Source organism: Microbacterium sp. A93, from assembly GCF_051842835.1.
On the sequence record NZ_JBPXMT010000003.1, the window covers coordinates 290,300 to 311,456 of the forward strand.

21 protein-coding genes are annotated in these 21,157 nt (G+C 69.1%); 9 read left to right on the plus strand and 12 right to left on the minus strand.

Going from position 1 to position 21,157, the window contains the following annotated elements; genetic code table 11:
* Positions 1–30 precede the first annotated feature (30 nt).
* The 3 genes from ACSU1G_RS09395 to ACSU1G_RS09405 are packed head-to-tail and all read right to left on the minus strand — an operon-like array spanning position 31 to position 1,717.
* Positions 31–966, minus strand: coding sequence for an SURF1 family cytochrome oxidase biogenesis protein (locus ACSU1G_RS09395; protein ID WP_439279657.1), 936 nt, complete (start codon positions 964–966; stop codon positions 31–33).
* A complete protein-coding gene (locus ACSU1G_RS09400; protein WP_439279658.1) occupies positions 963–1,274 on the minus strand; it encodes a hypothetical protein in 312 nt (103 codons plus the stop codon). Before ACSU1G_RS09400 ends, ACSU1G_RS09395 begins: the two co-directional genes overlap by 4 nt.
* Positions 1,271–1,717, minus strand: a complete 447-nt coding sequence (locus ACSU1G_RS09405) for a DUF3099 domain-containing protein (RefSeq protein WP_439279659.1) — start codon at positions 1,715–1,717, stop codon at positions 1,271–1,273. Before ACSU1G_RS09405 ends, ACSU1G_RS09400 begins: the two co-directional genes overlap by 4 nt.
* Before the next feature lie 108 nt (positions 1,718–1,825).
* Between ACSU1G_RS09405 and fabG the strand changes: the two genes are divergently transcribed.
* Positions 1,826–2,590 carry a 3-oxoacyl-[acyl-carrier-protein] reductase gene (gene fabG / locus ACSU1G_RS09410; protein WP_439279660.1) on the plus strand — a complete coding sequence of 255 codons (765 nt, stop codon included), beginning with the start codon at positions 1,826–1,828 and terminating at the stop codon, positions 2,588–2,590.
* 5 nt (positions 2,591–2,595) lie between these two features.
* Entirely contained in the window at positions 2,596–3,414 is an 819-nt protein-coding gene (locus tag ACSU1G_RS09415) for an SDR family oxidoreductase (RefSeq protein ID WP_439279661.1), read from the plus strand.
* A 79-nt stretch (positions 3,415–3,493) separates the two neighbouring features.
* Here the strand turns inward: ACSU1G_RS09415 and serB are convergent, their stop codons facing one another.
* Positions 3,494–4,411, minus strand: coding sequence for a phosphoserine phosphatase SerB (serB, locus tag ACSU1G_RS09420; protein ID WP_439279662.1), 918 nt, complete (start codon positions 4,409–4,411; stop codon positions 3,494–3,496).
* Between the two features lie 131 nt (positions 4,412–4,542).
* Between serB and ACSU1G_RS09425 the strand changes: the two genes are divergently transcribed.
* The 4 genes from ACSU1G_RS09425 to ACSU1G_RS09440 all read left to right on the plus strand — a co-directional run bounded on the left by ACSU1G_RS09425 (position 4,543) and on the right by ACSU1G_RS09440 (position 7,445).
* The gene (locus ACSU1G_RS09425) at positions 4,543–5,307 is read left to right on the plus strand and encodes an ABC transporter ATP-binding protein (RefSeq protein ID WP_439279949.1); all 765 of its coding nucleotides are present in this window, start codon (positions 4,543–4,545) and stop codon (positions 5,305–5,307) included.
* Between the two features lie 30 nt (positions 5,308–5,337).
* Positions 5,338–6,192, plus strand: a complete 855-nt coding sequence (locus ACSU1G_RS09430; RefSeq protein ID WP_439279663.1) for a sulfite exporter TauE/SafE family protein — start codon at positions 5,338–5,340, stop codon at positions 6,190–6,192.
* An 82-nt stretch (positions 6,193–6,274) separates the two neighbouring features.
* Positions 6,275–7,099, plus strand: a complete 825-nt coding sequence (locus ACSU1G_RS09435) for a TrmH family RNA methyltransferase (protein ID WP_439279950.1) — start codon at positions 6,275–6,277, stop codon at positions 7,097–7,099.
* A gap of 88 nt (positions 7,100–7,187) precedes the next feature.
* Entirely contained in the window at positions 7,188–7,445 is a 258-nt protein-coding gene (locus ACSU1G_RS09440; RefSeq protein WP_363353361.1) for a type B 50S ribosomal protein L31, read from the plus strand.
* A gap of 130 nt (positions 7,446–7,575) precedes the next feature.
* On the opposite strand, the gene ACSU1G_RS09445 is transcribed toward ACSU1G_RS09440, so the two are convergent.
* The 4 genes from ACSU1G_RS09445 to ACSU1G_RS09460 all read right to left on the minus strand — a co-directional run bounded on the left by ACSU1G_RS09445 (position 7,576) and on the right by ACSU1G_RS09460 (position 10,014).
* On the minus strand, positions 7,576–8,115 hold the full coding sequence (locus ACSU1G_RS09445; protein WP_439279664.1) for a hypothetical protein: 540 nt from the start codon (positions 8,113–8,115) through the stop codon (positions 7,576–7,578).
* Positions 8,116–8,189: 74 nt separating this feature from the next.
* Positions 8,190–8,819, minus strand: coding sequence for a DNA-3-methyladenine glycosylase I (locus ACSU1G_RS09450; protein WP_439279665.1), 630 nt, complete (start codon positions 8,817–8,819; stop codon positions 8,190–8,192).
* Positions 8,816–9,445, minus strand: coding sequence for a methylated-DNA--[protein]-cysteine S-methyltransferase (locus tag ACSU1G_RS09455; protein WP_439279666.1), 630 nt, complete (start codon positions 9,443–9,445; stop codon positions 8,816–8,818). Before ACSU1G_RS09455 ends, ACSU1G_RS09450 begins: the two co-directional genes overlap by 4 nt.
* 29 nt (positions 9,446–9,474) lie before the next feature.
* Positions 9,475–10,014, minus strand: coding sequence for an RNA polymerase sigma factor (locus tag ACSU1G_RS09460; RefSeq protein ID WP_439279667.1), 540 nt, complete (start codon positions 10,012–10,014; stop codon positions 9,475–9,477).
* A 107-nt stretch (positions 10,015–10,121) separates the two neighbouring features.
* On the opposite strand from ACSU1G_RS09460, the gene ACSU1G_RS09465 reads away from it, so the two are divergent.
* Positions 10,122–11,186, plus strand: a complete 1,065-nt coding sequence (locus ACSU1G_RS09465; protein ID WP_439279668.1) for a lipoate--protein ligase family protein — start codon at positions 10,122–10,124, stop codon at positions 11,184–11,186.
* Between the two features lie 12 nt (positions 11,187–11,198).
* Here the strand turns inward: ACSU1G_RS09465 and pepN are convergent, their stop codons facing one another.
* Positions 11,199–13,952: an aminopeptidase N gene (gene pepN, locus ACSU1G_RS09470; protein ID WP_439279669.1), complete on the minus strand. Its 2,754-nt coding sequence runs from the start codon at positions 13,950–13,952 to the stop codon at positions 11,199–11,201.
* Positions 13,953–14,208: 256 nt separating this feature from the next.
* The gene (glgC, locus tag ACSU1G_RS09475) at positions 14,209–15,453 is read right to left on the minus strand and encodes a glucose-1-phosphate adenylyltransferase (RefSeq protein WP_439279670.1); all 1,245 of its coding nucleotides are present in this window, start codon (positions 15,451–15,453) and stop codon (positions 14,209–14,211) included.
* Positions 15,454–15,545: 92 nt separating this feature from the next.
* Between glgC and glgA the strand changes: the two genes are divergently transcribed.
* Positions 15,546–16,742 (plus strand): glycogen synthase, encoded by a 1,197-nt coding sequence (glgA, locus tag ACSU1G_RS09480; protein WP_439279671.1) that lies wholly within the window; start codon positions 15,546–15,548, stop codon positions 16,740–16,742.
* Between the two features lie 49 nt (positions 16,743–16,791).
* Here the strand turns inward: glgA and ACSU1G_RS09485 are convergent, their stop codons facing one another.
* Entirely contained in the window at positions 16,792–18,963 is a 2,172-nt protein-coding gene (locus tag ACSU1G_RS09485) for an acyl-CoA dehydrogenase family protein (RefSeq protein WP_439279672.1), read from the minus strand.
* Entirely contained in the window at positions 18,960–19,697 is a 738-nt protein-coding gene (locus tag ACSU1G_RS09490) for a TetR/AcrR family transcriptional regulator (protein WP_439279673.1), read from the minus strand. The genes ACSU1G_RS09485 and ACSU1G_RS09490 overlap by 4 nt, the downstream gene beginning before the upstream one ends.
* 91 nt (positions 19,698–19,788) lie before the next feature.
* Between ACSU1G_RS09490 and ACSU1G_RS09495 the strand changes: the two genes are divergently transcribed.
* A complete protein-coding gene (locus ACSU1G_RS09495) occupies positions 19,789–21,153 on the plus strand; it encodes an acetyl-CoA C-acetyltransferase (protein WP_439279674.1) in 1,365 nt (454 codons plus the stop codon).
* The last annotated feature ends 4 nt before the right edge of the window (positions 21,154–21,157 follow it).

Consider the following 21,157-nt stretch of genomic DNA (forward strand, 5'->3'; position numbering starts at 1 on the left):
TCAGCGCGCGTCAGTGTCCGTCAGTGCTCGTCAGGGGTGGGAGTCCGCCGCGTCCAGCAGGGCGTCCTCGGCTTCCTCGTCCGTGGGCCGCCCGTTGCGTCGGCGCACCGGTTTGGGGCGGGGCGGGCGGTAGGCCGCGATGTACCCGGTCTCCTCCGTGAGCCCGAGTGCGCGGTCGTCTCGGTCATTGATCGCCCGTTGCCGTGCCATGTAGCCCCAGACGAAGAAGCTCATCAGCCCGAACAGGAACCACTGCACCGAATAGGACAGGTGGGGGCCTTCGTCCAGGGTCGGCGGCACCAGGGTCTGGGGCCGGGTCTGCGGAGCCGGGTCCTCCTGGATCATCTCGCCGTAGGCGGTGTCCGCCACCTGATAGCCCACACTCTCCTCGAAGGCCACGAGGTCGATCGAGGCCAGCTGACCCTCCGGCGCATCACGGCCGATGTCCGGTTCGCCGGGGCGGGTACGGACCTGGACCGTGACCTCGCCCTCGGGCGGTGACGGGACGACGTCGGGCCGTCCTGCCGTGTTGCCGATGGGCAGCCAGCCACGGTTGACCACGATCGTCTCACCCGTGTCCGCCCGGAAGGGGACCAGCACCTCGTAGCCGGGTTTGCCGGCCTTGGGCCGGTTTCGCACGATCCGGGTGTCCTCCTCGTCATACGCGCCGGTCAGGGAGACGGGCGTCCACTCCTGCGCGGCCTGGAAGTCGGTGAAGAGGTCGGCGTGTCCGGCCAGGGGCACGGGAGCCTCGTCATAGTTCTCGAGGACTTTGTTGATCTCGGTCACCGCCTCCATGCGGCGGTCCATCTGCCACTGGCCCAGCAGGGCGCAGGCGATCGAGAAGATCACGCAGAACGCGAGTCCGCCCAGCCATTGCGGGCTCAACACGAAGCGGTAGTCCAGGCGGGCCTTCTTCGCGGACGGCTGGTCCGATTCCGGGGCCGGAGCGGTCAGCTGGCTCATGCCGGGTCCTCCACCGTCAGGGGCAGGATGTCCTTGAGCAGCCCACGGGACCGCAGGTAGTCCGCCAGCCAGTCCCGATGCTCGGGGCAGGCCAACCAGGTCTTGCGGCGTTCGGGGGTGTGGATCTTCGGGTTGTTCCACTGCAGACGCCAGGCGGCCTCGGACCGGCAGCCCTTCCGTGAGCATTCCTGCGGTGCCGGACCGGCGGGACCGGTGCCCGACGCCGGCCGGTCGGCTCCGGCGGGGGCGTTCGGGTCAGCCGGTGGACGCGTCCCATCGAGGGATCCCAACAGATCGTGCTGCTTCATGCGGCCCGATTATCGTGGTGCGGGGCGCCGTGGGCCGTGTTCTGCGCAGGGCCGTCCGTCGTCTCGCCCGGGATCGTCTCCGGGGCCGCGGTCAGCTCGAGGCGGGAGCCGAGCTCCGGGGTGGCCGGCGGAGCCGAGGGCACAGCGTCCATCATGGAACCGTTCGAGACCGTCCCGTTGTTGGCCAGCACCACGGCCAGGTAGGGCAGCACGATCGCGGCGATGAACAGCACGATCTGGATCCAACCGGTGGTGAAGAACGCGCCGATGAAACAGGCGGTCCGGATCCCCATCTGCCACGCATAGCGCACGAACCGGGCGTCACGGTCCACATGGCCGGCCTCCGGGGCGCTCGTGATGCGCTGGACCTCCTCCGGCTCCACGTGACCCCGATGCCGCGGATCACCGGCGTAGTGGCCGGTCTCGGCGTGACGGGTGGACATGGGGAGGACTCCTGGGGTTGCTCGGGTGATCCCCTCATTGTCCCACTTTCCGTCCTAGAGTGGAGCACCGAGAACGTGATCTGACCAACCGTCCCAGGAGGACCCCCGATGTCCGAGCCCAGCACCCCGAACACCACGCCGCCCGCGCCGGACACCGACCCGGTGCCGGCGGGCCGCAGCGTGCTCGTGACCGGCGGCAATCGCGGCATCGGCCTGGCGATCGCCCTGGCCTTCCGGGCGAATGGTGACCGGGTGGCCGTCACCTCGCGCTCGGGTGAGGCCCCCGAGTCCCTCTTCGCCGTGCAGGCGGACGTGACGGATGCCGCGTCCGTGGACCGCGCGTTCACCGAGGTCGAGGCGGCCCACGGCCCGGTCGAGGTGCTCGTGGCCAATGCCGGGATCACCCAGGACCAGCTGCTGTTGCGGATGTCCGAGGAGGACTTCAGCTCGGTGATCGACACCAACCTGACCGGCGCCTTCCGCGTCCTCAAGCGTGCCTCCAAGGGCATGATCCGGAAGAAGAAGGGCCGCGTGGTGCTGATCTCCTCGGTGGTCGGTCTCATGGGTTCCCCGGGCCAGATCAACTACTCCGCCTCCAAGGCTGGCCTCGTCGGGATGGCACGCTCCCTGACGCGGGAACTCGGTTCACGGAACATCACCGCCAACGTGGTGGCCCCGGGCTACATCGACACCGAGATGACCCAGGCCCTCGGCGAGGACCTACAGAAGCAGTACAAGAAGCAGATCCCCGCCGGCCGGTTCGCGGAACCTGCCGAGGTCGCGAACGTGGTCCGCTGGCTCGCCTCGGATGAGGCCTCGTACATCTCCGGTGCCGTCATCCCCGTTGACGGCGGCCTCGGGATGGGACACTGAGGGCCATGACTTCCGAGCACAGCGAACAGAACATGCCCACCCTGCCGGACGCCGACCTGGCCGGCAAGGGCGCCATCATCACCGGGTCCAGCCGTGGCGTGGGCGCAGACACCGCCGGGCTGCTGGCGGCCCGCGGGGCCGGGGTCGTGGTCAATTACCGTCAGAAGGCGCCCCGGGCGCAGAAGGTCGTGGCCGGGATCGAGGCGGCCGGCGGCCGCGCCGTGGCCGTGGGGGCGGACGTCACCACGGCAGAGGGCCGCCAGGCCATGGTGGACGCCGCCGTCCAGGGCTTCGGCTCCCTGGACATCCTGATCCTCAACGCCTCCGGCGGCATGGAGACCTCCCTGGGGGAGGACTACGCCATGGTGCTCAACCGCGACTCCCAGGTGGCCATGCTGGATGCCGCCCTTCAGGTCATGCCGGCCGGCGGCCAGGTGATCTTCGTGACGAGCCACCAGGCCCACTTCATCGACACCGTGCCCACCATGGACGCCTACGTCCCCGTGGCCCAGTCCAAGCGAGCCGGCGAGGTCGCCCTGCGCGAGCGGATCCCCGCCCTGCAGGAGAAGGGCATCGGGTTCGTGGTCGTCTCCGGGGACATGATCGAGGGCACCATCACCGCGACCATGCTCAACCGGGCCGAGCCCGGCGCCCTCGAGGCCCGGCGTGAGGCCGCCGGCAGACTGTATTCGGTGGCCGAGTTCGCCGCCGAGATCGCCGCCGTGGTGGGTGCCGCCGGTCGCGAGCTGCCGGCCGGGCACACCGAGTACGTCGGCGGGGCGCAGGACTTCCTGGCGGTGGCCGGGGATCCGGACCACCGGTAAGCCAAGGGTTTTCAGTCGACTTCGTGTGGGTGTCCGCCGACACCCACACGAAGTCGACTGAAAGTGCGAGGTGCGGCGGCTACAGGCCGGCAAGCACCCGGATCACATCCAGGGACGGCACATCCAGTTCGACATCGGCATGCTCGCGCAGGGCCGGCTTGGCGCAGAAGGCCACGGCCAGCCCGGCGGCGTCGAGCATGTCGATGTCGTTCGCGCCGTCTCCGGCCGCCACCACACCCTCCGGGCTCACCCCCGCCTCGGCAGACCACCGCCGCACCATCTCGGCTTTGACCGCGCGGTCGACCACCGTGCCCAGGACACGACCGGTGAGCCGGCCCTGAACGATCTCGAGGTCGTTGGCCCGGTAGTGATCCAGTCCGAGGTCGTCGGCCAGGGGGGCGAGCACCTGGGTGAACCCTCCGGACACCGCACACACCTGCCAGCCGGCCGCGTGGAAGGCTGCGATGACCTCGCGGGCCCCCGGCTGGGGCTCGACGGCGGCCACCACGTCATCGATCACGGCGGCGTCCAGCCCGGCCAGGGCCTGGACCCGGTGGTGCAGGGATTGGGTGAAGTCCAGTTCCCCGCGCATGGCGGCCTCCGTCACGGCGGCCACCTCGGCCTCCCGTCCGGCATGGGCGGCCAACAGCTCGATGACCTCCTGGCGGATCAGGGTGGAGTCGACGTCCATCACCAGCATCTTGGGCTGTGCCTGCCGGACGGCGTCCGGCACCACGGCCACCGCATGGTCGGCGGCCAGCCGGCCCTCTGACAGCGAGCCCGGTGACAGCGGGCCCTGTGACAGCAGGGCCGCCTCCGGCCTGCCACCTGATGCTCCGGCCGGCACCTCCCAACGCCAGCCCCTGAACCCGACGCCGCCCACCGGTTCGGCGTGGGTGGGCACCGAGGAAGGGGGGGAATCCCCCGCCGAAACGGAGGTGGCGGCATAGACGAGCATCAGGTCTGTGCCGGGGGACGGGGAGAAAGTGGGCGGCATGCCGTGGCCTTTCGTGCTTCGGAGGGTGGTTCTAGCCTAGTGTTTGAAGCATGACCAGCCCTTTCTCCGAGCCTCAGCGTGCCGTGACGGATTCCGACTGGTTCACCCCCTCGGGTGAATCGGTCCTGGAGATGGCCGGGGTGGGCATCCGCCGGGGGACCAAGGAGCTGCTGAAGGACGTGTCCTGGCAGGTCCGGGACGGCGAACGCTGGATCATCATGGGTCCCAACGGCGCCGGTAAGTCCACGCTGCTGCAGGTGGCCGCCACCCGGATGCACCCGACCACCGGCATGGTGGGCATCCTCGACGAGGTGCTCGGCGCCGTCGACGTCTTCGAGCTGCGTCCCCGCATCGGCCTGTCCTCCGCCGCCCTGGCCCAGCAGCTGCCCGGCCAGGAGACGGTGCTCGATGCCGTGCAGACGGCCTCCTGGGGCGTGATGGGACGGTGGAATGAGACCTATGACGCCGTGGACGAGGAGCGGGCCCGGCGGTTGATCTGGCAGTGGGGCCTGCGAGGCTATGAGGATCGTCGTTTCGGCACCTTGTCGGAGGGGGAGCGCAAGCGCGTCCTCGTGGCCCGTGCCTTGATGGCAGATCCCGAGTTGCTCCTGTTGGACGAGCCGGCGGCCGGCCTGGACCTGGCCGGCCGCGAGACCCTCGTACGCGCCCTGACGCGACTGGCGGCCGATCCGGGCGCGCCCGCCCTCGTGCTGGTGACCCACCATGTGGAGGAGGTCCCCCCGGGCTTCACGCACGCCCTGCTGATGCGCCAGGGCGGTGTGGTGGCGGCCGGTCCTCTGGCCGAGACTCTGACCGAGGACCACCTCTCGGCGGCTTTCGGCCTGCCCCTGAAGGTCACGGTGACGGACGGCCGGTACTCGGCCGTGGCCCGCTGACGACCGCCCGGAGACCCCTGCATGGACTTCATGGAATTCTTGAGCCTGGATGTCATGGGCCTGCACCTGTGGCAGGTCGTCGTCATCCTGCTGGCCGGCTTCTGGGCTGGGACCATCAACACCGTGGTCGGTTCGGGCACCCTCGTGACCTTCCCCGTCCTGGTGGCGATGGGGTTCCCCCCGGTGACCGCACAGATCTCCAATGCCATGGGACTGGTCGCCGCCGGGGTGTCCGGGGTCTACGGGTTCCGCCGGGAGCTGGCGGCCTCGCGGTCGGTCCTGCCGGCCCTGACCACCGCATCCCTGGCCGGCGGCGTCGTCGGGGCGTTCCTGCTCATGGTGCTGCCCGAAGAGGTCTTCGGCGTGGCCGCCCCCATCCTGATCGCCGTGGCCATCGGCTTCGTGCTCTTCCAACCGACCCTCTCCCGGTGGGTCCGCCATCGGAAGGTCGATGAGGCCGGGGGAGTGACGGCGGCAGACCCCTTGGCCGAGCCGGAGGCCCCCACGGGGCCCGTCTCCCCGGTGCTGTGGGCCCTGATCTTCTCCGCCGGCATCTACGGCGGGTACTTCGTGGCGGCCCAGGGGGTACTGCTACTGGGCATCATGGGGGTCTTCCTCTCCGGAGCGCTGGTCTACTCGAACGCGATCAAGACCTGGCTGTCCCTGGCCGTGAACCTCATCGCCGCGGTGTCCTACCTGGTCTTCGCCTTCGACCGCATCGATTGGCGGGCCGTGCTGCTGATCGCCGTGTCGTCCATGATCGGTGCCAGCCTGGGGGCCCAGATCGGTCGACGCATCAAGCCCTTCTGGCTCCGGGTGATCATCGTGGTGGTCGGTGTGGCCGGCCTGGTCTACATGGTCTGGCCGTTGGTGACCGGTGGGTGATCCCGTGCTCGATCCCGCAGCCGAACCCGCAGCCGAACCCGTTTCCAACCGCCCCTCGGAGCCCACGGAACACGCGCCGGTCATTGAACTGACGGATGCCGCCGACCCCCGGGTGGACGTGTACAGCCGCCTGAGCGATGCCGCCCTGCGCCGGCGGCAGGACACCCTCCACGGGATCTACCTGGCTGAGTCATCCCAGGTGGTCCGCCGAGCCCTGGCTGCCGGGCACCGTCCGCGCTCGTTCTTCCTGGCGCAACGTTACCTCGACTCGATGGCGGATGTGTTCGCGGCCCACCCCGGGATTCCCGTCTACACCGGCACCGACGCCGTGCTGGAGACGATCACGGGGTTCCACCTGCACCGGGGAGCGCTGGCGGCCATGGACCGGCCGGCGCCCCGGGCCCCGGCTGAGGTGCTGGCCGGAGCGCGGCGTGTCGCCGTGCTGGAGAACGTCTCCGACCACACGAATCTGGGGGCGATCTTCCGTTCCGCCGCTGGGTTGAGCGTGGATGCGATCCTGGTCAGCCCCGAATGCGCCGACCCGTTGTACCGCCGCAGCATCCGGGTGTCCATGGGAACGGTCTTCGGTGTCCCGTGGGCGCGCGTGGGCGAGGCGGACGGCCGTGGCCGTGCCGCCTGGCCCGGAGTCCTGCACGGTCTGAAGTCCGAGGGATTCACGGTGGCCGCCCTGGAACTGAGTGACACGGCCATCGATCTGGACTCCCCGGCGCTGCGGGAACACGATCGACTCGCGCTCGTCCTGGGTGCCGAGGGGCCCGGGGTCACGTCCGAGACCCTGGACGCCTGTGATCTCCAGGTCAAGATCCCGATGGCCTCCGGGGTGGACTCGCTGAACGTTGCCGCGGCCAGCGCCGTGGCCTTCTGGGAACTCCGTCCCCGTGCGTGATAAAGTGGGTCGCTGACCGTACTGCGGCCAACCGCACTTGCTCCTCACAGCCGCTGGCAAAATCCAGTGGCGCCAACGAAGGATTCCCATGAAGACTGACATCCACCCCGAGTACCAGCTGATGATCTTCAACGATCTGGCCTCCGGCGAGAAGGTACTGACCCGCACCACTGCCACGTCCAAGAAGACCATGGAGTGGGAAGACGGCAACACCTACCCGGTGATCGACGTGGAGATCTCCGCGGCCTCGCACCCCTTCTACACCGGCAAGCAGCGGATCATGGATACCGCCGGTCGCGTGGAGCGCTTCAACGCCCGCTTCAAGGGCTTCGGCGGCAAGAAGTAGGCTTCTGCCGCCCCTTAGGATTCCCCTGCAGACCGGGGCCGATCCGGGACCTCTCCACGGGAGAATGGTCCTGATCGGCTCCGGTTCTGTGTTTTCAGGCCTCTGGACGTCTAGCACTAGCCGTCCAGCACTAGACGTCCAGCACCGGGAAGTAGCCGGTGCCCTGGGCCTCGTCCTCGTCGGTGTCCCGGGGGCGGCCGCTGCCGTCTCCGTGGGCGCTGTGCCGCACGGCGATCACGCACCCCATCACGGCCGTGAACAGCGTGATGATGCCCAGTGGATTCGAGAGCGCGGCAGCGGCCCCCTCGGCCCCGGGTCCGGCCAAGGCACCGAGGACGGAGGACGCGCCCTCACCCGCATCCGGGAGGGTGAACCCCAGGATGATGCCGCAGCCCCAGGAGATCAGCAGGATCGTACAGGCCCGTAGCGAGGGTAGACGGGCGGGTCGGCGTGCCGGCACCGTGAGGGCCACCAGCCACAGGACCAGCAGGACCGGGGCCAGCGTGGCCGCATACACGGGCGTCAGGGATCCGGCGCTGTCTGTCAGAACCCGGCCACCCACGAGCCAGAGGGGTACCGCCACCGCGAGGAACCAGCCGCAGCTGGCTGTCCATCGGCGAAAGGTCCCGGCTGGCAGGACAGTGGTGCTGGAGGCCTCAGAGGTGGACATGCCTCGATCCTAGCCAGCCACGGGCGGCACTCGGACCTCTCGGCGATCCGGCACCATCCGGAGACCATCCGGAGCTAGCCGGAGACCCAGAGGCCCGAGGTCCCCCGTCGGTGTGATCCCAGCAGGTGCGTGTCCACGATGCCGACCGCCTCCATCAGGGCGAAGACCGTGGTGGGCCCCACGAAGGAGAAGCCCTTGGTCTTCAGGACCTTGGCGGCCGCCGTGGACTCGGCGGAACGGCTCGGGACTTCCTGCGGGGTACGGGGTTCCGGCGTCTGCTCCGGCTGGAAGGACCAGAGCAGCGCTGCCAGCCCACCCTCCTCCCGCAATGCCGTGGTGGCCTTCGCATTGCCGATGGTCGCCAGGATCTTGGCCCGATTCCGGATGATCCCGGCATCCTCGAGCAGGCGGGCCACCTCCCCCTCCCCGAATCCCGCCACCTCGTCCGGGTCAAAGTCGGCGAATGCCCGGCGGAAGGCCGGCCGCTTGCGCAGGATCGTAGCCCAGGACAGGCCCGACTGGAAGGCTTCCAGGCTGAGCCGTTCGAACAGCCCCCGTTCATCGCGGACGGGCAGGCCCCACTCGGTGTCGTAGTAGTCCCTCAGCAGGGGATCCTTGGAGGCCCAGACCGGACGGGCCAAGCCATCCGGCCCCACCACCAGGCCATCCTCTCGCGGTGCCGTGGGCTCGTTCTGCTGGCTCATGCTGCGTCCTGTCCCTGGTCCCGTTCCAGTTCGAGGAGCGTGGTCTTGGCGTCCAGGCCGCCCAGATACCCACCCAGGGAACCGTCCGTTCGCACCACCCGGTGGCAGGGCACGATCACGGGCAGCGGGTTCGTGGCGCAGGCTGTCCCCACCGCCCGCACGGCCCGGGGATTCTCCATCCGCTCGGCCAATCCGCGGTAGGTGATCGTCCGGCCGTAACCGATGGTTGGCAGTGCCCGTTGCACGGACAGCCGGAACCCGGAGGACAGGACGAAGTCGACAGGTGTCTCGAAGTGGCGCCGCTGCCCGGAGAAGTACTCGTCGAACTCCCGGGTGATGCCCTCCAGCTTCCATGGGGCGTGCAGCAGCCGTGGACTGACCTTCACGGCCACCGTGGCCAGGACGGCGGCGAAGCCCTCACGCTCGAAGGCCACCCGCACCACGCCCCGGTCCCCGGCGATCACCATCAGCCGCCCGACGGGGGTCTCCACCACGCGGTAGGCCAACTCCAGCAGTCCGTCCTGATCCGCCCGGTGGGACAACCGGTCACGCAGCACCGTCAGGTCCGCCTCCGCCACGGAGAAGTGATCCGCCATGAGGCGGGTGGGATCGACCGCGCTGTCCATGCTGTGCATGCTGTGCCTCGGTTGCTCCATCATTCCGCTTCCGTTCTCACTCGCACTGGCGGGGTCGCCGGCTGGCCGTCCCCCGTGTCCTCCGCCCAGATCCGGCGCAGCGCCTTGACGCCGTCGGCAGAGGCCCTGCGGACCGACGCCGGGCTGCCGCCGATCACCGCCGCCGTGTCCGCATGGGGCAGGCCGCCCAGATAGTGGTACGCCACCGCGAGCCGTTGCCGCTCCGGCAGGGAGGCCACCGCCGTCCAGAGCTCCACGGCTTGGTCCACGCCGTAAGCCGCCGCGGAACGACGCGTCTGCTGGCGCTCGGGGAGTTCCCCCCAAGGCGCCGCCGGCCGGTTCCGAGCCCGGATGATGTCGATCGCCTTACGCCCGGCCACCCGGACCAGCCACGGCTCCAACGGCATCGTGGGGTCGAGGTCCGGCCATTCCCGCAGGGCGGCGAGGAAGGTCTCCTGCCAAGCGTCATCGGCATCCGGCCCCGGGCCGAGGACGGCGCGGCACACCTTCAGCACGGTGCCGCCGTGCCGCTGTACGGCCTGCTCGAAAGGTTCTCTCATGGTCATCACACAGTAGACGCGCCAGCACCCCGGAATGTGAGGTGCGGACAGTGGGCTGTGGAGATCCACCGGCCCAGCAGCCTCCCACCACTGCCTACCATGGGGGGATGAGTGACTACACACACCACGGTGAATACAAGGTCTCCGGAGGCAAACTCGTCATCGCGGACCTGGCCGTTGAAAGCGGCACCGTGGCGGCCGCCAGCATCAACGGCGACTTCTTCCTGGAACCCGACGAGGCGCTGGAGGACATCAACCGTTCCCTCCTCGGCCTGTCGGTGGACGCACCCCACGGGACCATCGCGGAGAAGGTCCGTGCCGCCGTCGGGACCGAGACCGTGATGTTCGGCTTCGATGCGGCCTCGATCGCCACGGCCGTGCGGCGGGCTCTGGGCCACGCCACCACCTGGCAGGACCATGAATGGGAGATCCTCGCCCCGCAGCCCCTGCCGATCACCACGCAGGTGGCCCTGGACCAGATCCTCACCGAGGATGTGGCGGCCGGCCGGCGCAGGCCCGCGCTGCGTCTGTGGCAGTGGACCGAGCCGGCCGTGGTCATCGGCTCCTTCCAGTCGCTGGCCAACGAGGTCGATCCTGCCGGGGCACAGCGGCACGGGGTCACCGTGGTCCGGCGCATCTCCGGGGGCGGGGCCATGTTCATGGAGGCCGACAACTGCGTCACGTACTCGATGTACCTGCCGCTCTCCCTCGTGGACGGACTGAGTTTCGCCGAGTCCTATCCGTTCATCGACGCCTGGGCCATGGACGCCCTGCAGCGCACCGGCGTGGAGGCCTTCTACCAACCGCTGAACGACATCGCCACGCCCGAGGGCAAGATCGGAGGTGCCGCCCAGAAGAGACTGGCCCGCGGGGGGCTGCTCCACCACGTCACCATGAGCTATGACATCGATGCGGACAAGATGACCGACGTGCTGCGGATCGGCCAGGAGAAGATCCGGGACAAGGGCATCCGCTCGGCCAAGAAGCGGGTCGATCCGCTCCGCCGGCAGACCGGAATGAGCCGGCCGGAGATCTGGGAGACCATGATGGACACCTTCAGCGAGCGGTACGGCGCCACCCGGGCCGTGCTCTCGGACGATGAGATCGCCCGGGCTGAGGCGCTGGCCACCACCAAATTCTCGACGCCGGCCTGGACCGCACGGGTGCCCTAGTCCCGGTTCGATTCAGCTCCGATGGGTGGCCTGGGCGGTCAGAGACCGCAACAGATCGTCCGTCTGCTCGACGATGATCCGGCGCAGGGCCCGGGGTGCCCCCGGAGTCCCGTCCAGCCAGCTCTGCGCGGCCACCACCACCGGGTGCTCCCGTTGCTCGGCGGCCGTGCCGGTGATCGCGTCCTGCCGGGACGGGAACAACCCCTCGATGGTCCTGGAGGCCAAGCCGTTGGAGCGGCTCGCCCACAACCCCTCCAGCGCCGGCCAGAAGCGTTCCGTGAACGGCTCCGCCAGATCCGGGCGGGAGGCGGTGAAACCGGCGGCGACGGCCGAGAGGTGGTCGTTGGACAGGATCCGGCCGTCGGCGGTGCCACCGGACATGACCGCCTCCCAGGCCTCGTTCCGCACGGCGGGATCGGGCAGCGCGGCGCAGGCCATCCGGTGCCAGACGGCATGCGTGGCACTCACGTCCTGCGCCAGGGTGGCGTCCAGCTCCGCCGTGGTGGCCCGTCCCAGGGCGGCCAGCCCCTGCCAGGCCAACCAACGGATCTCGGCATCCACATCCAATCCGGGTGCCAGTCTCGCCTGGTCCCGCGCCGCCTCGGGGCCCACGCCCGTCAGCGTCCGCAGGACGGGCAGGAACGGCAGCAGCGTCGGGTGGCCATCCGCGCCTCCGTCGGCTGCGCCGCGAGCCAGCCGGGTGAACGTGCGGGCGGCAGATCGCTGCCGATCGCTGCCGGCACCCCGGCTGTGCAGGGAATCCACCAGGACCTCGCCCAGCCGGCCCCGCAGGGTGTTCCGTTCGGAGGCCGGCGCGTAGCGGTCCACCGCGGTCCTGGCCTGCTCGATCACGCTGCCGTAGAGGCCAGCATCACTCAGCGCCCCGGAGAGACGGCAGACCGCCTCCACGAACTGCCCGGCCGGCAGCAGGGCGTCCCGGGTCATGTTCCACAAGGCCGCCCACACGGTGGCGCCGGCCAGCCCATCCGCCACCGGGTATCGGAGCACCGCCTGCAGGGAGGCCTCATCCAGCCGGATCTTGGCATAGGTCAGGTCCTCGTCATTCGGCAGGACGAGGTCTCCGGCCCGCAGCGCCGCCGGGATCGCCACGGGGGTCCTGGCCCCCTCCGCCCCGGAAGCCACCTCCACCTCCACGCTCCGGACGCGCGCGAGACGGCCCACGTCGTCGGGGGAGTACACACCGACCTTCAGCACGTGCGGGCGCAGGACCTCCTCACCGGAGGTGGGGTCGATCCCCGCCTGGCACAGTGCACCATCCTCTACCCACAGTTCGGGTACCCCGGACGTCTGCAGCCAGTCGTCGGCCCAGTCGCGCAGGTCACGGCCCGAAGCCGCCGAGAGGACGGCCAGGAAATCGTCCAGTGAGGCGTTGGACCAGGCATGACGGACGAAGTACTCGCGCGCGGCCGCCATGAAGGCGTCCCGGCCCACGTACGCCACCAGCTGTTTGAGCACCGAGGCGCCCTTGGCATAGGTGATGCCGTCGAAGTTCTGCCGGGCGGCCTCGAGGTCGCGGATGTCCGCCACGATCGGATGGGTGGTGGGGTACTGGTCCTGGAGGTACGCCCAGCCCTTCCGCCGGTTCGCGAAGGTGGTCCAGGACCCGGTGAACTCGGTGGTCTCGGCCACCGCCAGGGTCCCCATGAAGTCAGCGAAGGACTCCTTGAGCCACAGGTCGTCCCACCACCGCATGGTCACCAGGTCGCCGAACCACATGTGGGCCATCTCGTGCAGGAGCGTGGTGGCCCGGGCCTCGTACTGGGCCTGCGTCGCCGTCGAGGTGAAGATGTACTGCTCGGTGAAGGTGACCAGGCCGGGGTTCTCCATGGCACCGAGGTTGTACTCGGGGACGAAGGCCTGATCGTACTTGCCCCACAGGTAGGGGGTGCCGAACTGCTCGTGGAAGAAGTCGAGGCCGGCCTTCGTGGTGGTGAAGATCCTCTCGGCGTCCAGGGAATCGGCCATCGAGGCCCGGCAGTACAGCGCGAGAGGCACCTCCGGGGCTCCGGAGGCGGGATGGCCGGCCCACCGGTCCTGCCACTGGGCGTACGGGCCGGCCAGGAGTGTCGTGATGTAGGTGGACATCGGCTGCGTGGTGGCGAAGTCCACGGTCACCAGGTCGCGGCCCGCACCATCCGTCCCGGCCGCCCGCCGTGCTGCGGGTGCCTGGTTGGAGGCCAGTACCCAGTCGGCCGGGCCGGTCAGGTGGAACGTGAACCGTCCCTTCAGGTCGGGCTGCTCGAAGGTGGCGAAGACCCGGCGGGCGTCGGCCGGCTCGTACTGGGTGTACAGGTAGGTCTGACCGTCGGAGGGGTCCACGAACCGGTGCAGCCCCTCCCCGGAGGTGGAGTACTGCGCGGTGCCGGTGACCGTGACCTCGTTCTCCGCCGCCAGGTCCTCCAGCAGGATGCGGGCCCCTCCGGCGACACGCCCCGGATCCAGGGTTTGGCCGTTCAGGACGACCGACTCCACGCCGTCGTTGATGAAGTCGAGGAAGGTCCAACTCCCGGGCTGGGCGCAGGAGAACCTCAGCGTGGTCCTCGATCGATAGCTGCTCGACTGCGGATCCAGGGCCGTGGACAGGTCCAGGTGGACCTCGTAATCGCGGGTGGCCAGCACCGCGGAGCGGGCGAAGGCCTCGTCACGCGTCAGGTTCGTCCGATCCAGGTAACCCTCCGGGAGTCCGCCGGCCGGGAGGGGAGCGCCGGGGGACGAGGACACCCCGGGTGTGTTGTTGATCACCATGAAGTTATTCAACCACTCTTTCAGGTCTGCTGTCGTCGCGTCACGGACGCACGGCGGGGCTGACAGCACAACGCCCTGAGGCACGAGAAAGTCATCGACCAAGTACAAACCCTAGGCGTTGTTCCTCAGCCGACAAGCCTTAAGTCTTGTCGTTCGAGATCTCCTGGTCCCGACAGCGCCCGGCACGTGGTGACCGCCGGTAGTCCATGCGGTGACCGTGAGGGCGAGCGGTGTACGCGGCGCGAGCCGTCCAAGGTCAGGCGAGCGGTGGGACGAACTGCCCCTTGGATGTCACCGTCAGCCCGGACTCGGTGACCGTGAACCCGCGTGCCTCGTCCTCCGCCCGGTCGAAGCCGATCTGCACGCCTTCCGGTACCACCACGTTCTTGTCGAGGATGGCGTTGCGGACCTTGGCCCCCTTGCCGACCACCGCCCCGTCCAGCAGGACGGACTGCTCCACCCAGGCCTCGTTGTGCACCCTGACGTCCGAGTTGAGGACGGACTGGGCCACGGTGCCGCCGGAGATCACCACGCCCTGGGAGAGGATCGAGTCCACCGCGGTGCCGGGGCGTTTGGTGGCCGATCGGACCAACTTGGCGGGTGGGGACACGGACTGGCGCGTGAAGATCGGCCACTCGGGGTTGTAGAGGTTGAAGTCCGGCCAGGGCTTCACCAGGTCCATGTGGGCGTCGTAGTACGAGTCCAAGGTCCCGACGTCGCGCCAGTAGTGGGTGTCGCCGGATTCGTCCGGTAGCACGTTGGTGGTGAAGTCGTACACGCCGCAGTCGTCCCGGTCCACGAACCACGGGACGATATCCCCGCCCATGTCATGGGCCGTGTCCTGGGCCTTGTCATCCTCGTTGAGCGCATGCACCAGGGCATCCGCGGTGAAGACATAGTTGCCCATCGAGGCGAGGAACTGACTCGGATCATCCACCAGCCCCTGGGTCGTGGCCGGCTTCTCCACGAAACGGGCGATCCGGTCCGGCCGATCCTGCTGCGTCTCGATGACCCCGAAGGACGGGGCCAGTTCAAGCGGCTGACGTACGGCAGCCACGGTGGCCGAGGCGCCCGATTCGATGTGCTGGTCCACCATCTGCTGGAAGTCCATGCGATAGACGTGGTCGGCGCCGATCACCACCACGATGTCCGGCCGGGCGTCGTGGATCAGGTTCATCGACTGGTAGATCGCGTTGGCGCTCCCGAGGAACCAGTCCTTGCCGCGCCGCTGTTGAGCCGGCACGGACGCCACGTAGTTCTGCAGGAGGGTGGACATCCGCCACGTCTCGGAGATGTGGCGGTCCAGGGAGTGGGACTTGTACTGCGTCAGCACCACGATCCGCAGGTACCCGGAGTTGACCAGGTTGGAGAGCGCGAAGTCGATCAACCGGTAACTTCCCGCGAAAGGGACGGCCGGTTTGGCCCGGTCCGCCGTCAGGGGCATCAACCGTTTGCCTTCACCGCCGGCGAGTACGATCGCCAGAACCTTCTTCTGTGGCATCTGAGGCATCCCATCCAGTCAGAGGAGCATCCGTTCCTTCACACTAGCCGCCACACTATCGGCACGGATGTGCGCTGGACTACGTTGTTAGCGTGCGCATCGACATTGTGACCAAGGAATTCCCCCCGGCCATCTACGGAGGCGCCGGCGTCCACGTCGCGGAGCTCTCCCGCGTGCTGGCCGGACGGACCGACCTACGGGTCCATGCCTTCGGCGAGGACCGCAGTCCCGAGTACCACGGGGCCGCCGTCTCCAGCTATGGGGTCCCCGGCGGGCTGGAAGGCGCCAACCCGGCAGTCCAGACCTTCGGCACGGACCTGGCCGTCCTGGAGGCCTTGGCCGGGACCGACCTCATCCACACACATACGTGGTATGCCAACCTGGCCGGTCACCTCGGGGGACTGCTGCACGGCGTGCCGCACATCCTCTCCGCCCACTCCCTCGAGCCGTTACGGCCGTGGAAGGCGGAGCAGCTCGGCGGCGGGTATCGCCTGTCCTCCTGGGCCGAGGCCACGGCCTACGCCTCCGCGGCCCGCGTGATCGCCGTGTCCGCCGGCATGCGACGGGACATCCTGGCCGCCTACCCGGACGTGGATCCAGAGAAGGTACGCGTGGTGCACAACGGCATCGACACCCAGCTCTGGACCCCCCAGGACGACGTCGGCCCCCTCGCCCGGCACGGCATCGATCCGGACCGGCCGACCGTCGCCTTCGTGGGGCGGGTGACCCGTCAGAAGGGCGTGCCCTATCTCCTGCGTGCCGCCGCCCGACTGGCACCGGAGGTGCAACTGGTGCTGTGCGCCGGCGCAGCCGACACCCCGGCGCTGGCCGCCGAGGTCAACGGGTTGATCGCGGAGCTCCAGGCCACCCGTGATGGCGTGGTGGTGATCGAGGGCATGCTGCCACGGGAGGAGATCATGCAGATCCTCTCGCAGGCCACCGTGTTCGCATGCCCGTCCATCTATGAACCGCTGGGAATCGTCAACCTGGAGGCCATGGCCTGCGGTACCGCCGTGGTGGCCTCGGCGGTCGGCGGGATCCCCGAGGTGGTCCAGGAGGGCACCACCGGCCGCCTCGTCGCGTTGGACCAGGCGGGCGACGGCACCGGGACACCCCTGGATCCGGACCGCTTCGTCTCTGATTTCGCGGCGGCCCTGACGGGTGTCCTGGAGGACCCGGACCTGGCGCGGCGCATGGGCGAGGCCGGACGTCAGCGGGCCATCGAGCACTTCTCCTGGGACTCGATCGCCGATCAGACCCTCGAGGTCTACCGCTCCGCGCTGTCCTGACCCGCCCCTGAGCACCGGCCGGCCGGGGGAGGCCCGGCCGGTCCGGCGGCTACTTCTTCCTGCCCTTGGCGCGCGCGGCCTTCGCCGCGTTCTTCTCGCGCTGGTGCAGCACCTTCTCATGGACCGGGGCGTCGGCGGAGGCGCGCAGCTTGCGGTAGTACTCGGCGGCCTCGTCCTGACGCTCCGCCTCTCCGCCGGTGGTGACGTCCATGCGCAGGTGTTCCTGCTCGTAGCCGAAGGCATCCACCAGGTCCTGTGCGTGGGGGCGCAGGCGGGCGGCCAGCCGGTTGATGTACCCGCGCAGGGTGCGTGCGCGTTGCGTGGAGATCCGGCCGGACTGGATGAACCACCCCAGGTCGTCCTCGATGGTGCGCAGGGCGAAGAGATCGCGCAGCCAGGTCATGACCTGCTTCGTGTGGGCATCCTCGATCGTCTTGATCGCGCGGGTGAAGGCCTCCCACTCGAGCAGCTCGCCGTGGTTCCGCGCCGCGTCGATCAGATCCGTCTGGTTCTGGTTGAAGGTGGCCGCCTGCTCGGCCTGGGGCTTCTTGGCCACCGGCATGAGGGCCTGGGCCACCGCACCGGTCTTGGTGCGGACGCGGTCCTCGAGCAGGGCGCGCTGGACCTCGGGGTCTTTGAACCAGCTGGCGCTCTTGCGTTCCGAGCCGGCATCCTGCACGGCCTGGGCCACCCGGCGCAGGCCGGAGCGGTTGACCATCGCCTCCGTGGCCTGGCCCCGCACATACCGTGAGAGGGCGCCGATGGAGAAGTTGGTCAGGTCCTTGGAGTAGTCCGAGAGAAGGCGCTTGGCCACGAGCTGCAGCAGCACGTTGTTGTCACCCTCGAAGGTGACGTAGATGTCCAGGTCCTGGCGCAGTGAGGCGAAGCGGTTCTTCGCCATGTACCCGGCCCCGCCGCAGGCCTCGCGGGCCTCCTGCAGGGTGTCCAGGGCGTTCCACGTGGTCAGGGGCTTGATCGCCGCGGCCAGGGTCTCGAGCTCCTGACGGTCCTCGTCCGTGTCCGACTCCCCGGAGAACACGGCGTTGAACTTCTCCAACAACTCGTTCGAGGCGAAGGTGTCGGCGTAGGTACGGGCCAGCCGGTCGATCAACCGGCGCTGGTGCAGCTGGTAGTCCATCAGCACCTCCTCGTGGACGTCCGAGCTGGCGTTGAACTGACGGCGCTGGTTGCCGTAGGTGATGGCCCCGGTCAGGGCCAGGGCGGAGGCCGAGGCAGCGGCCAGGGACAGTGAGACCCTGCCCTGGACGAGCGTGCCGATCATCGTGAAGAAGCGGCGGCCCGGGGAGGCGATGTCCGAGGTGTAACCACCGTTCTCATCCACGTTGCCGTACCGGTTCAGCAGATGGGTCCGGGGGATGCGCACGTGGTCGAAGTGCAGGCGGCCGTTGTCGATGCCGTTGAGCCCACCCTTGAAGCCGTCGTCCTCGCCGCCCACACCGGGTAGGAAGTCGCCGGCCCCATCACGGATCGGCACATAGAAGCAGTGCACCCCGTGGTTGACACCGTGGGTGATCAGCTGGGCGAACACCACGGCCGCCGTGCCGTGGAGGGCGGCGTTGCCGAGGAACTCCTTCCATGCCGCCTTGAACGGCGTGTGGATCTCGAACTCGTCGGTCTCGGACACGTAGGTGGCGGTGGTCCCGATGGACGCGACGTCCGAACCGTGACCGATCTCCGTCATGGCGAAGGCCCCGGGGACCTCCAGGTTCAGCACATCCGGGAGGAAGCGTTCGTGGTGGGGTGCGGTGCCCAGGTGCAGGATGGCGGAACCGAACAGTCCCCACTGCACCCCGGCCTTGATCTGCAGGGAGGGATCGGCCGAGACCAGCTCCGTGAACAGCGCGATGTTCCCACCGTGGTTGTCCTCGCCCCCCAGGGAGGCGGGGAAGGCCTTCTGCACCACCCCGGCGTCCACCAGGATCTTCAACTGGTTCAGCACCCGCTCGCGGTGCTCCTCCATGCTGATGTTGTCCAGTTTGTGCAGCTCGGGGTTCTTGGCGTTCTCCCGGCCCTGTCGGCGTTCGGCGGACCAGCGGCCCAGCAGCAGTTCCTGGACGGCTGACAGGTCGAGACCGCCCGGTTCGGCGGGGGAGATGGCGCTGAAGGCGGTCTGCGCCTCAGGGGTGTCCGCGGACGCGGCGGTCGGCGGGACGACGCCGGCCACGAGAGGGGCGGCGCTGGAATCGGAGGTGGTGGTCATGACAGCTCCTGTTCGGGAGTGGGAGGGGCGGTGGGGTGGTCGGTTGGTGAGGCGGCATAGGTTCCATCCAGGCCGACGGTGAGCCATGCGGTGATCTTCCGCGCCAGCCGCGCGGCGTCGGGCCGGGAGGCCTCGGGCGGTGTTCCCAGCCACGTCTCCCCGGCCGAGCGGACCATGCCGATGGCGGCGCGGGGCCAGTACCACGTGGCGGACTGACTGGCCGGCGACCGGCCGTGCTGGCGGAGGTAGTCGCGGAAGTGCACGTCCATCACGGCGGCGATCCGGTCGAAGAAGTCCGCCATCGCCGCCGGCTGCCCCTGGGCTGGCGGCCCAGCCGCGGTCTCCGGCGGAAGCCGCGTGGAGAAAGCATAGACATGGGGCGAGGACTCCGCGAGCCTCAGATAGACGGACACCATGGCGAAGAGTCCGTCGAGGGCACTGTCGGAGGCCTCGGCCGCCATCAGGAGTTCACGTTCCATGAAGTTGATAGCCCGTTCTCCCACGGCCACCTGCAGTCCGTTCTTGTCCCCGAAGTACCGGTAGAAGACGCTCTTGGAGGTTCCGGCATGGGTGGCGATCTCATCCATGGAGGCCTGCGGGCCGAGGTCGTGCACGGCCTGGCGGGCCGCCCGGATCAGGTTGGCGCGGCGTTGCTGACGGTGTTCGTCCCATCGCGTGGCGCGACCGTCCGGAACATCGGGCGCGCCGCCGGCAGCAGTCAGTGCGGTATTCACGATACCGAGCGTATCAGGTACTCTGGGTCTCAGTAAGCCCCCTCACATCAGAAGCCCCCTCACATCAGAGATTCCGTCAGGAAGGGACCCCATGACCGAGAACTCCGCCCAGCACCCCACCCCCGAGAGCACCCCGACCACGGATCCCCAGGCCGCGGCCATCGCCGGCGGCCCGCTCCGCCAGGCCGTCATCATCGGTGGCAACCGCACGCCGTTCGCCCGCTCCCACGGTGCGTACGCGAAGGCCTCCAACAAGGACCTCCTGACCTCAGCACTGAACGGCCTGGTGGCCCGCTTCGGACTGCAGGGTGAGCGGATCGGCGAGGTCGCGGCCGGCGCCGTCATCAAGCACAGCAAGGACTTCAACCTGACGCGGGAGTCGGTCCTCGGGACCGCGCTGGACGCCTCCACCCCCGCCCACGAGGTACAGATCGCCTGCGCCACGGGAATGGAGGCCATCGGCGGACTGGCCAACAAGATCCGCCTCGGCCAGCTCGATTCGGCCATCGGCGGCGGGGTGGACTCGATCTCCGATGCCCCCCTGGTCTTCAACGACGCCGCCCGCGCGGTCTTCATGGAGCTGAACCGGGCCCGCACCACCCAGGACAGGATCAAGGCCGTGCTGAAGTTCCGCCCGGGTCACCTGGCTCCCCAGGCCCCGGGCACCGAGGAGCCCCGCACCGGGATGTCCATGGGCGATCACCAGGCCCGCACCACACACCAGTGGGGCATCACCCGTCAGGCACAGGATGAGCTGGCCCTGGCCAGCCACCAGCACATGGCCGCCGCCTACCAGCGCGGGTTCTTCGACGACCTCGTCACCCCGTTCGGCCCGTTGTCCCAGGACAACAACATGCGCGCCGACTCCACCCTCGAGAAGCTCGGCACGCTGAAGCCGGTCTTCGGGCGCGACCTCGGAGACGAGGCGACGATGACCGCCGGCAACTCCACCCCGCTCACGGACGGCGCCTCGGCCGTGCTGCTGGGCTCCGAGGAATGGGCCACGGCCAGGGGACTGCCGATCCTCGCCGACTTCGTGGACTTCGAGACCGCCGCCGTGGACTTCGTGGACGGCGCCGAGGGACTGCTGATGTCACCCGCCTATGCCGTGTCCCGGCTGCTCAAGCGCCAGGGCCTGTCCCTGCAGGACTTCGACTACTACGAGATCCACGAGGCCTTCGCCGGCACGGTGTTGTCCACCCTGAAAGCCTGGGAGGACGAGGACTTCTGCCGCAACCGCCTGGGCCTGGACGCCCCGCTGGGCTCCATCGACCGCAGCAGGCTCAATGTGAACGGCTCCTCCTTGGCCGCCGGGCATCCCTTCGCCGCCACCGGCGGACGCATCACGGCCACCCTGGCCAAGATGCTGCATGAGAAGGGGCCGGGCTCGCTGGGGCTGATCTCGGTCTGCGCCGCCGGCGGGCAGGGCATCGTCGCGATCGTCCGGGGGCGCTGAACCG

Excerpts from the sequence above, each read along its gene's own strand:
- ACSU1G_RS09395 (WP_439279657.1), bottom strand. The coding sequence starts at position 966 with ATGAGCCAGCTGACCGCTCCGGCCCCGGAATCGGACCAGCCGTCCGCG.
- ACSU1G_RS09400 (WP_439279658.1), bottom strand. The coding sequence starts at position 1,274 with ATGAAGCAGCACGATCTGTTGGGATCCCTCGATGGGACGCGTCCACCG.
- ACSU1G_RS09405 (WP_439279659.1), bottom strand. The coding sequence starts at position 1,717 with ATGTCCACCCGTCACGCCGAGACCGGCCACTACGCCGGTGATCCGCGG.
- fabG (WP_439279660.1), top strand. The coding sequence starts at position 1,826 with ATGTCCGAGCCCAGCACCCCGAACACCACGCCGCCCGCGCCGGACACC.
- ACSU1G_RS09415 (WP_439279661.1), top strand. The coding sequence starts at position 2,596 with ATGACTTCCGAGCACAGCGAACAGAACATGCCCACCCTGCCGGACGCC.
- serB (WP_439279662.1), bottom strand. The coding sequence starts at position 4,411 with ATGCCGCCCACTTTCTCCCCGTCCCCCGGCACAGACCTGATGCTCGTC.
- ACSU1G_RS09425 (WP_439279949.1), top strand. The coding sequence starts at position 4,543 with ATGGCCGGGGTGGGCATCCGCCGGGGGACCAAGGAGCTGCTGAAGGAC.
- ACSU1G_RS09430 (WP_439279663.1), top strand. The coding sequence starts at position 5,338 with ATGGAATTCTTGAGCCTGGATGTCATGGGCCTGCACCTGTGGCAGGTC.
- ACSU1G_RS09440 (WP_363353361.1), top strand. The coding sequence starts at position 7,188 with ATGAAGACTGACATCCACCCCGAGTACCAGCTGATGATCTTCAACGAT.
- ACSU1G_RS09445 (WP_439279664.1), bottom strand. The coding sequence starts at position 8,115 with ATGTCCACCTCTGAGGCCTCCAGCACCACTGTCCTGCCAGCCGGGACC.
- ACSU1G_RS09450 (WP_439279665.1), bottom strand. The coding sequence starts at position 8,819 with ATGAGCCAGCAGAACGAGCCCACGGCACCGCGAGAGGATGGCCTGGTG.
- ACSU1G_RS09455 (WP_439279666.1), bottom strand. The coding sequence starts at position 9,445 with ATGGACAGCGCGGTCGATCCCACCCGCCTCATGGCGGATCACTTCTCC.
- ACSU1G_RS09460 (WP_439279667.1), bottom strand. The coding sequence starts at position 10,014 with ATGAGAGAACCTTTCGAGCAGGCCGTACAGCGGCACGGCGGCACCGTG.
- ACSU1G_RS09465 (WP_439279668.1), top strand. The coding sequence starts at position 10,122 with ATGAGTGACTACACACACCACGGTGAATACAAGGTCTCCGGAGGCAAA.
- pepN (WP_439279669.1), bottom strand. The coding sequence starts at position 13,952 with ATGGTGATCAACAACACACCCGGGGTGTCCTCGTCCCCCGGCGCTCCC.
- glgC (WP_439279670.1), bottom strand. The coding sequence starts at position 15,453 with ATGCCACAGAAGAAGGTTCTGGCGATCGTACTCGCCGGCGGTGAAGGC.
- ACSU1G_RS09485 (WP_439279672.1), bottom strand. The coding sequence starts at position 18,963 with ATGACCACCACCTCCGATTCCAGCGCCGCCCCTCTCGTGGCCGGCGTC.
- ACSU1G_RS09495 (WP_439279674.1), top strand. The coding sequence starts at position 19,789 with ATGACCGAGAACTCCGCCCAGCACCCCACCCCCGAGAGCACCCCGACC.